Origin of the sequence: Burkholderia sp. Ac-20353 (assembly GCF_017104785.1) — a bacterium.
Classification (GTDB): Bacteria; Pseudomonadota; Gammaproteobacteria; order Burkholderiales; family Burkholderiaceae; genus Burkholderia.
In genome coordinates, this window is sequence record NZ_JAAGPL010000274.1 from 1 (window position 1) to 9,535 (window position 9,535).

The 9,535-nt window shown below is 66.7% G+C and carries 8 protein-coding genes; 6 read left to right on the plus strand and 2 right to left on the minus strand.

Annotated features, from left to right (window positions below):
- From G3N94_RS37460 to ptsP, 6 genes are all read left to right on the plus strand, one after another.
- On the plus strand, nt 1–1,345 hold a 1,345-nt coding region (locus tag G3N94_RS37460), incomplete at its 5' end, for an ammonium transporter (RefSeq protein ID WP_241022298.1).
- Nucleotides 1,346–1,596: 251 nt separating this feature from the next.
- Entirely contained in the window at nt 1,597–2,886 is a 1,290-nt protein-coding gene (gshA, locus tag G3N94_RS37465; RefSeq protein ID WP_205799264.1) for a glutamate--cysteine ligase, read from the plus strand.
- Nucleotides 2,887–2,920: 34 nt separating this feature from the next.
- A complete protein-coding gene (gene gshB / locus G3N94_RS37470; protein WP_205799265.1) occupies nt 2,921–3,877 on the plus strand; it encodes a glutathione synthase in 957 nt (318 codons plus the stop codon).
- 217 nt (nt 3,878–4,094) lie between these two features.
- Entirely contained in the window at nt 4,095–4,565 is a 471-nt protein-coding gene (locus tag G3N94_RS37475; protein ID WP_205799266.1) for a PTS fructose transporter subunit IIA, read from the plus strand.
- 71 nt (nt 4,566–4,636) lie between these two features.
- A complete protein-coding gene (locus G3N94_RS37480; RefSeq protein ID WP_205799267.1) occupies nt 4,637–4,906 on the plus strand; it encodes an HPr family phosphocarrier protein in 270 nt (89 codons plus the stop codon).
- Nucleotides 4,907–5,108: 202 nt separating this feature from the next.
- Entirely contained in the window at nt 5,109–6,881 is a 1,773-nt protein-coding gene (gene ptsP, locus G3N94_RS37485) for a phosphoenolpyruvate--protein phosphotransferase (protein ID WP_205799268.1), read from the plus strand.
- Between the two features lie 28 nt (nt 6,882–6,909).
- Here ptsP and moeB read toward each other — a convergent pair whose 3' ends face one another.
- Together moeB and G3N94_RS37495 are read right to left on the minus strand one after the other, a co-directional pair.
- Nucleotides 6,910–7,662 (minus strand): molybdopterin-synthase adenylyltransferase MoeB, encoded by a 753-nt coding sequence (gene moeB, locus G3N94_RS37490; RefSeq protein WP_205799269.1) that lies wholly within the window; start codon nt 7,660–7,662, stop codon nt 6,910–6,912.
- 146 nt (nt 7,663–7,808) lie between these two features.
- Complete coding sequence (locus G3N94_RS37495; RefSeq protein ID WP_205799270.1) at nt 7,809–9,365, minus strand: S41 family peptidase; 1,557 nt, start codon at nt 9,363–9,365, stop codon at nt 7,809–7,811.
- Nucleotides 9,366–9,535: the final 170 nt, after the last annotated feature.

Consider the following 9,535-nt stretch of genomic DNA (forward strand, 5'->3'; position numbering starts at 1 on the left):
GTCGGAAGCGCCGGCTTCGGCCGCAACATCGGCCGCCTCCGGCGCCGCCGAAGCCTCCGCCGCCGCACCGGCGTCGGCCGCCGCCGCACCGGCTGCACCGACCGCGCCGTTCTCGGTCGATTCGTCGAAGATCAGCGCGGGCGACACCGCGTGGATGCTGACGTCCACCGCGCTCGTGCTGTTCATGACGATCCCGGGCCTCGCGCTGTTCTACGCGGGCATGGTCCGCAAGAAGAACGTGCTCGCGACCGTGATGCAGAGCTTCGCGATCACCGCGCTGATCACGGTGCTCTGGACGGTCGTCGGCTACAGCCTCGCGTTCACGCCGGGCAACGGCTTCATCGGCGGCCTGTCGCGCGCGTTCCTGCACGGGATGAACTACATCCACGGCGACAAGGCGACGACGTTGACCGTGAGCCACCTCGCACCGACGATTCCCGAGACGGTCTACTTCTGCTACCAGATGACGTTCGCGATCATCACGCCGGCACTGATCTGCGGCGCGTTCGCGGACCGGATGAAGTTCTCGGCGATGCTCGTGTTCATGACGCTCTGGTCACTGATCGTCTACGTGCCGGTCGCGCACATGGTCTGGGAACCGACCGGCTGGCTGTCGGCCGACGGCGTGCTCGACTTCGCGGGCGGCACCGTCGTGCACATCAACGCCGGTATCGCGGGCCTGATGTCGTGCCTCGTGCTCGGCAAGCGGGTCGGCTACGGCCGCGAATCGATGGCACCGCACAACCTCGTGCTGACGATGATCGGCGGCTCGATGCTGTGGGTCGGCTGGTTCGGCTTCAACGCGGGCTCCGCAGTGGCCGCCGACGGCCGTGCCGGTTTCGCGATGCTGACGACGCAAGTGGCGACGGCCTGCGCGGCGCTCGGCTGGATGTTTGCCGAATGGGTCGCGAAGGGCAAGCCGTCGGTGCTCGGCATCGTGTCGGGCGCGGTCGCGGGTCTCGTCGCGATCACGCCGGCCTCCGGCTTCGTCGGCGTGACGGGCGCACTGGTGATCGGCATCGCGGCGGGCGTCGTGTGCTTCTGGTCGGCGACGTGGCTCAAGTCGAAACTCGGCTATGACGATTCGCTCGACGCGTTCGGCGTGCACGGCGTGGGCGGTATCCTCGGCGCGCTGCTGACGGGCGTGTTCGCGGTCAAGGACATCGGCGGCGCGGACGGCAGCCTGCTGCTGCAGGCGAAGGGCGTCCTGATCACGCTGGTCTACAGCGGCGTGCTGAGCTTCATCCTGCTGAAGCTGATCGACCTGACGATCGGCCTGCGCGTGTCGGAAGAGGAAGAGCGCGAAGGCCTCGACGTGATCCTGCACGGCGAGCATGTCGAGTAAGTCTGAATGAAACTCGGCGGGCGGCCGCGGCGACGCTGCCCCCGCCCGCGCGACGAATGAGCGCAGCGACTTCGGCCCGCCTTCCCGGCGGGTTTTTTTTCTCCTGCGGCGCGGCCTGGCAGCGCATGACCCTGCGCACTATCGGGTCAATAGCCAGAAACTTCCTCCAAATCCTTGTGAACCCGGGAACAATCCCCAAATGGGCAATGCAATTGCTCTACAATCTTCATTCTCCCGCTCGCGAGTGATTCATGGTTCCCCACCTCGTTACGGCGTTAAACGGCCCGCTGCTCGAGCTCGAGCAGAAGATCCTCGACGCCACGCCTGCGATCGAACGCTGGTTCAGGCTCGAATGGCAGGAACACACGCCGCCGTTCTACTGTTCGGTCGACCTGCGTAACGCGGGCTTCAAGCTCGCACCCGTCGACGCCAACCTGTTTCCCGGCGCGTTCAACAATCTGCCGTCCGAAGTGCTGCCGCTCGCCGTGCAGGCGGCGATGGCCGCGATCGAGAAGATCTGCCCGGACGCGAAGAACCTGCTCGTGATTCCCGAGCTGCCGACCCGCAACGCGTTCTATCTGGAGAACGTCGCGCGCCTCGCGGCGATCATGCGCCTCGCCGGCCTCAACGTGCGCTTCGGCTCGCTCGATCCGGGCATCACCGACATCACGCCGATCACGCTCGCCGACGGCCAGAAGATCGTGCTCGAACCGCTCGAGCGCACGCAGCGCCGCCTCGGCCTGAAGAATTTCGATCCGTGCTCGATCCTGCTGAACAATGACCTGTCGGCCGGCATCCCGGCCGTGCTCGAGAACCTGCACGAGCAGTACCTGCTGCCGCCGCTGCACGCGGGCTGGGCCGTGCGCCGCAAGTCGACGCATTTCTCGTGCTACGACGACGTCGCGAAGAAGTTCGCGAAGATGGTCGGCGTCGATCCGTGGATGGTGAATCCGTATTTCGCGCATGTCGAAGGCATCGACTGGCAGGCGCATGAAGGCGACGACGCGCTCGCCGACGCGATCGACGGCGTGCTGAAGAAGATCGCGCGCAAGTATCGCGAGTACGGGATCAGCGAGAAGCCGTACGTCGTCGTGAAGGCCGATGCCGGCACCGCCGGGCGCGGCGTGATGACCGTGCACGACGCGGCCGAGATCGGCCGGCTGTCGAAGGCCGAGCGCGCGCAGATGGCCGAGTCGAAGGCCGGGCTCGCGGTGCGCGACGTGATCGTGCAGGAAGGCGTGTACACGTTCGAGCGGGTCGGCGACGAAGTGGCCGAGCCGGTCGTCTACATGATCGACCGCTACGTGGTCGGCGGCTTCTATCGCACGCACGCCGGCCGCGAGCGCGACCAGAACCTGAACGCGCCGGGCATGCACTACGTGCCGCTCGGCTTCGAGCACACCGCGCTGCCGGATGCCGGCGCCAAGCCGGGCGCCGCGCCGCCGAACCGGTTCTACATGTACGGCGTCGTCGCGCGGCTGTCGCTGATCGCGTCGTCGATCGAACTGGAAAAGACCGATCCGGAAGCCATCCAGGTGTAACGGCCGCTGCCGGCACCGCAACGACAGGACCCGCATGGACATTCTCTTTATCGCCGACCCGCTCGAGCGCTTCAAGATCTACAAGGATTCGACCTACGCGATGATGGCGGAGGCCGCGCGGCGCGGGCATGCGGTCTACGCGTGCGAGCCGCGCCACCTCGCGTGGACGGGTTCCGCGGTCGAGGCCGACGTGCGGCGCATCGTGTTCGTCGGCGAGCTGGACGACCTGCATCGCGAGCAGTGGTACGAGGCCGGCGTCGTCGAGTCGCGCCGCGTCGAGTCGTTTGGCGCGGTGCTGATGCGCAAGGATCCGCCGTTCGACATGGAATACGTGACGTCGACGTGGCTGCTCGAGCTGGCCGAGCGCGCGGGCGCACGCGTGTTCAACAACGCGCAGTCGATCCGCGATCACTCGGAGAAGCTCGCGATCGGCGAATTCCCGCAGTTCGTCGCGCCGACGCTCGTCACGCGCGACGCGAAGCGGCTGCGCGCGTTCCATGCGGAGCACGGCGACGTGATCCTGAAGCCGCTCGACGGAATGGGCGGGATGGGCGTGTTCCGCGTGAAGCCGGACGGCATGAACCTCGGTTCGATCATCGAGATGCTGAGCCACGACGGCGCGCGTACGGTGATGGCGCAGAAGTACATCCCGGAGATCAAGGCCGGCGACAAGCGGATCCTGCTGATCGGCGGCGAGCCGGTGCCGTATTCGCTTGCGCGGATTCCGCAGGGCAACGAGGTGCGCGGCAACCTCGCCGCGGGCGGGCTCGGCGTCGCGCAGCCGCTGACCGCGCGCGACCGCGAGATCGCCGAAACGCTCGGGCCCGTGCTGGCCGCACGCGGGCTGCTGCTGGTCGGGCTCGATGCGATCGGCGACTGGCTGACCGAGGTGAACGTCACGAGTCCGACCTGCTTCCGCGAGATCATGGAGCAGACGGGCTTCGACGTCGCCGCGATGTTCATCGACGCGCTGGAGCGCGCGGCCGCGTAAGCCGCGTCTGTTGCGCGCAACACCGGCGGCGGCCGCGCAGGTCCCCCGCTGCCGGAATGAGGTAACCGGCCTGCTACAATGCCCGCTCGCCAGGCACCGGCGTTCAGGTGCCGCAGGCCCGGCGGCCGGGCCGAACTTGTTGCCAGGTTGAAAATGAAACGACCCCCTCAATCGCTATGCTCGTTGCCCGGCTCGGGGCGGACAGGCGGGTGCTGACATGGCCGGGATCCTGATCATCGCGCACGCCCCGCTCGCCACTGCGCTGCGGGACTGCATCGCGCACATCTACGGCGGCGTGCCCGCGCGCATCGGCTGTATCGACGTGCAGGCAGACAGCGACCCCACCCAGGTGATGGCGTTCGCGCATGCCGAGCTCGCGCGGCTCAAGGAAGAAAACGGCGCGATCGTGCTGACCGACATGTACGGCGCGACGCCCGCGAACATCGCCGGGCAGCTTGCGAAAATCGACAACGTCAGGGTGCTGGCCGGCGTGAACCTGCCGATGCTGGTGCGCGCGGTCTGCTACCGCACGGTCCCGCTCGACAAGCTCGTCGACAAGGCGCTGTCTGGTGGCGCGAAAGGCGTCCACGAGGTCGCGGCGGGCACGCCGCCGCCGCCGTCCGAGATCGGCTGCGGCGCCTGCGCGCCGATTCCGCCAGAGCCGTGCCCGCGCACCGAATCGTCCTGACCGGGTTTCGCTCCCCGTTTCAGACCCATCCGCCGACGGGTGCCGCCGGCAACCTCGACCGAACGAGAACCATGCTTCAACAAGAAACCACCATCGTCAACAAATTGGGGCTGCATGCACGTGCATCGGCCAAGCTCACGCAACTGGCCGGCAATTTCCAGTCCGAAGTCTGGATGACGCGCAACGGGCGCAAGATCAACGCGAAGAGCATCATGGGCGTGATGATGCTCGCGGCGGGCATCGGCAGCACGGTCACGATCGAGACCGAAGGGTCGGACGAGAAGGAAGCGATGGACGCGCTGCTGAAGCTGATTGCCGACAAGTTCGGCGAAGGCCAGTGACCGACGGCACAAGATCGTTGCTATTTCCAGTGAGAATGCCGCGGATACCGCGGCATTTTTTTCGCCGGCACGATTGATGCATTGCACGCAATGCTGCGGTGCATGCAGTCAGCCGCCATGTACGGAATTTATAATTGGTATCCAGGGTCATAAGCGCATCGCAGCAGTGTGCCGCGGCTTTACATGTACAGAGGAGGTGCGCGTGTCGTTCACGCTGCATGGCATTCCCGTCTCACGTGGTATCGCGATCGGACGCGCGTATCTGATCGCGCCGGCGGCGCTCGACGTCGCCCATTACCTGGTCGAGACGACCCAGATCGACGCCGAGGTCGAGCGCTTCCGCACGGCGCTCGCGGCCGTGCATCGCGAGCTCGATGCGCTGCGCGCCGACCTGACCGACGACACCCCGAGCGAAGTGGGTGCGTTCATCGACGTGCACGCGATGATCCTGAGCGACCAGATGCTCGTGCAGGAAACCATCGACCTGATCCGCACGCGGCGCTACAACGTCGAATGGGCGCTGACCGAGCAGCTCGACCTGCTCACACGGCATTTCGACGACATCGAGGATGAGTACCTGCGCGAACGCAAGGCCGACATCGAGCAGGTGGTCGAGCGCGTGCTGAAGGCGCTCGCGGGCGCACCGTCCGCCGCGCAGGCGCTCAACGGCGCCGCGAAGTCCGGCACCGACGAGATGATCGTGGTCGCGCACGACATCGCGCCGGCCGACATGATGCAGTTCAAGACGCAGTCGTTCCAGGCGTTCGTCACCGATCTCGGCGGGCGCACGTCGCATACGGCGATCGTCGCGCGCAGCCTCGGCATTCCGGCCGCGGTCGGCGTGCAGCATGCGAGCACACTGATCCGCCAGGACGACCTGATCATCGTCGACGGCGACCAGGGCATCGTGATCGTCGATCCGGCGCCGATCGTCCTCGAGGAGTATTCGTACCGGCAGTCCGAAAAGGCGCTCGAGCAACGCAAGCTGCAGCGTCTCAAGTTTTCGCCGACGCAAACGTTATGCGGCACGAAAATCGACCTGTGCGCGAACATCGAGCTGCCGGACGACGCGAAGGCGGCGGTCGAAGCGGGCGCAGTTGGCGTCGGCCTGTTCCGCTCGGAATTCCTGTTCATGCATCAGAAGGTGATGCCGGAGGAGGAGGAGCAGTTCGCCGCGTACAAGCGCGCGGTCGAATGGATGAAGGGCATGCCGGTGACGATCCGCACGATCGATGTCGGCGCCGACAAGCCGCTCGAGGCGCTCGACGAAGGCTACGAGACCGCGCCGAATCCGGCGCTCGGCTTGCGTGCGATCCGCTGGAGCCTGTCCGAGCCGCAGATGTTCCTCACGCAGCTGCGCGCGATCCTGCGCGCGTCCGCGTTCGGGCAGGTGAAGATCCTGATCCCGATGCTCGCGCACGCGCAGGAGATCGACCAGACGCTCGACCTGATCCGCGAGGCGAAGCGCCAGCTCGACGATGCGGGGCTCGCATACGATCCGAACGTGCGGATCGGCGCGATGATCGAGATTCCGGCCGCGGCGATCGCGCTGCCGCTGTTCCTGAAGCGCTTCGATTTCCTGTCGATCGGCACCAACGACCTGATCCAGTACACGCTCGCGATCGACCGCGCGGACAACGCGGTCGCGCATCTGTACGACCCGCTGCATCCGGCGGTGCTGCACCTGATCGCGTACACGCTGCGCGAGGCGAAGCGCGCGGGCGTGCCGGTGTCGGTGTGTGGGGAGATGGCCGGCGATCCGGCGCTCACGCGCCTGCTGCTCGGGATGGGGCTCACCGAGTTCTCGATGCATCCGAGCCAGTTGCTCGTCGTCAAGCAGGAGATCCTGCGCGCGCACCTGAAGGCGCTCGAGAAGCCGACGGCCGACGTGCTCGCGGCGTTCGAGCCCGAGGAAGTGCAGTCGGCGCTGCAGCGCCTGTCGGTCGCCGAGCCGCGCGCGGACGCAGTCGTGTAAGCGGGGCGGTCGTGTGGTGCGGCCGGCATCAATGCCGGCCGCCGCACACCGGGCAGTCGGCCTGGCGTGCGATCTTCATCGTCGTCCATTCCATTCGCAGCGCATCGAGCATCATCAGCCGGCCGTTCAGCGTCGTGCCGATGCCGCCGATCACGCGCAGCGCCTCGGCCGCCTGCATCGAGCCGATGATCCCGACCGTCGGCGCGAATACGCCCATCGTCGCGCACGCGACTTCCTCGAACGGCTGGTCTTCGGGGAACACGCACGCATAGCAGGGCGCCGCCGGATCGCGGAAGTCGAACGTGCTGATCTGGCCATCGAAGCGCAGCGCCGCGCCCGATACGAGCGGCACGCGATGTGCGACGCATGCGCGGTTGATCGCGTGGCGGGTCGCAAAGTTGTCCGTGCAGTCGAGCACGACACTCGCCTGCGGCACGTGTGCGTCGAGCCACGCGTCGTCGACGCGCTCGGCGACCGAGTGCACGGTCACGTCCGGGTTGAGCTGCGCGAGCGCGTCGCGCCCCGATTCCACCTTCTTGCGCCCGACCGACGCGCTGACGTGCAGGATCTGCCGCTGCAGGTTGGTCAGATCGACGGTGTCCGCGTCGACGAGCGTGATCGTGCCGACGCCGGACGCCGCGAGATACATCGCCGCGGGCGAGCCGAGGCCGCCTGCGCCGACGACGATCGCATGCGCGTCGAGAAAGCGCTGCTGCGCCTCGATGCCGATTTCGTCGACGAGGATGTGGCGGGAATAGCGGAGGAGTTGGTCGTCGTTCATGAGCAGGCTACGGGCGGGGCGCGGTGCGGACTTGCGTATCGAATTTACGTATCGAATTTGCGTATCGAATTTACGTATTCTAAGCGCGCATGAAAAACGGGCCATCGCGGTCTTCCCGCGATGGCCCGTCGGATGCCGGCCGGCGCTTACTGCGGCGCCGACGCGGGTGCCGGTGCGGGTGACGATTTCGCGGCCGGCTTCGATGCTGCCGCGGGCTTCGACGCGCCGGCCGACTTGGCGGCCGGGCCCTGCGTGCTTTCCGCGAGCAGCGACTTCGACTGCTGCACGGGCTTGCCTTCGAGCTTCGCGAGCGCCTGCTGCATCATGAAGTCGTCCGTGCTGCCGAACTCGACCGGCTTGCGGTCGCGATCCTTCTGGCGCTGCTCGGGCGTCTTCTTGTCGTTCTGCTCTTCCAGGATGCGCAGCTGATCCATCCGGCGCTGCTCGCGCTCTTCCTGTTCCTTCTTCTCGTTCGGATCCTGCGTGTTCGCGAGGTGGTTCGTATAGTCGACCTCGCGCGTCACGAGCACGTCGTCCGGATCGCCGTCCGCGTACTGGTCGACCGGCACGTCCGGCGTGATGCCCTTGTTCTGGATCGAACGGCCGCTCGGCGTGTAGTAGTACGCGGTCGTCAGGCGCAGCGCGGTGTCGGCCGTCATCGGGCGGACCGTCTGCACCGAACCCTTGCCGAACGTCGTCTTGCCGAGGATCAGCGCGCGCTTCGAATCCTGCAGCGCGCCCGCGACGATTTCGGATGCGGATGCCGAATACGCATTCGTCAGCACGACGATCGGCACGGTCTTGAAGACCGGCGGCAGGCTCTTCAGCGGATCGCCGTCGAACGACGGCAGGCGGTAGTTGTCGTAGGTGTCGCGGTAGACCTGCTTCGAATCCGGGATCTGGCCGTTGGTCGACACGACGACGGAATCCGGCGGCAGGAACGCGCCCGCGACGCCGACGGCGCTCTGCAGCAGGCCGCCGCCGTTGTTGCGCAGATCGAGGATCAGGCCCTTCACGTTCGGCTGCTGGCGCGCGATGTCCTGCAGTTTCGCGGCGAGATCAGGCGTCGTGCGTTCCTGGAAGCTCGTGATGCGGATATATGCGTAGCCCGGGTCGAGCAGCTTCATCTTCACGCTCTGCACGCGGATCACCGCGCGCGTGACCGTGATCGGGAACGTGCGGTCGTCGCTCTTGCGGAAGATCGTCAGCGTGACCTTCGTGCCCGGCTCGCCGCGCATCTGCTTGACGGCCTTGTCGAGCGTCATGCCGCGCACCGGCTTGTCGTTGATGCGGGTGATCAGGTCGCCCGGCCGGATGCCTGCGCGGAACGCGGGGGTATCTTCGATCGGCGAGATCACCTTGACGAGGCCGTCTTCCTGCGAGATCTCGATGCCGAGACCGGCGAAGCGGCCCTTCGTCTGCTCCTGCAGTTCCTCGTAGTCGGTCTTGTCGAGGAACGACGAGTGCGGGTCGAGGCTCGACACCATGCCCTTGATCGCCGCCGTCAGCAGCTTCTTGTCGTCGACCGGCTCGACGTACTCGCGCTTGATCTGGCCGAATACCTCGGCGAACAGGCGGAGCTGGTCGAGCGGAAGCGGCGCCGTGACGGTCTGCTCGGCCGACGCGGAGATTTGCAGCGTGGCAAACACGCCCGTGGCAAGGCCCGCGGCAATCAGGCCGATGTTCTTCAATTTCATACGCATAGAGATCTGGTGCGGTCGGGAAGCGCGTGGCGGTAGCGGGGATGTAGCGGACAAGTATAACTGTTCGTCCGACTTGCAAGTGGAATGGGTCGAAACCGGTTCGACAGCGCCCGCGCGAGGAGGTTCGCGCGGCCCCTGCCGCGCCGGCGCGGGGCCGGCGCGGGGCCGGC

Excerpts from the sequence above, each read along its gene's own strand:
- G3N94_RS37495 (WP_205799270.1), bottom strand. The coding sequence starts at position 9,365 with ATGCGTATGAAATTGAAGAACATCGGCCTGATTGCCGCGGGCCTTGCC.
- gshB (WP_205799265.1), top strand. The coding sequence starts at position 2,921 with ATGGACATTCTCTTTATCGCCGACCCGCTCGAGCGCTTCAAGATCTAC.
- gshA (WP_205799264.1), top strand. The coding sequence starts at position 1,597 with ATGGTTCCCCACCTCGTTACGGCGTTAAACGGCCCGCTGCTCGAGCTC.
- G3N94_RS37475 (WP_205799266.1), top strand. The coding sequence starts at position 4,095 with ATGGCCGGGATCCTGATCATCGCGCACGCCCCGCTCGCCACTGCGCTG.
- moeB (WP_205799269.1), bottom strand. The coding sequence starts at position 7,662 with ATGAACGACGACCAACTCCTCCGCTATTCCCGCCACATCCTCGTCGAC.
- G3N94_RS37480 (WP_205799267.1), top strand. The coding sequence starts at position 4,637 with ATGCTTCAACAAGAAACCACCATCGTCAACAAATTGGGGCTGCATGCA.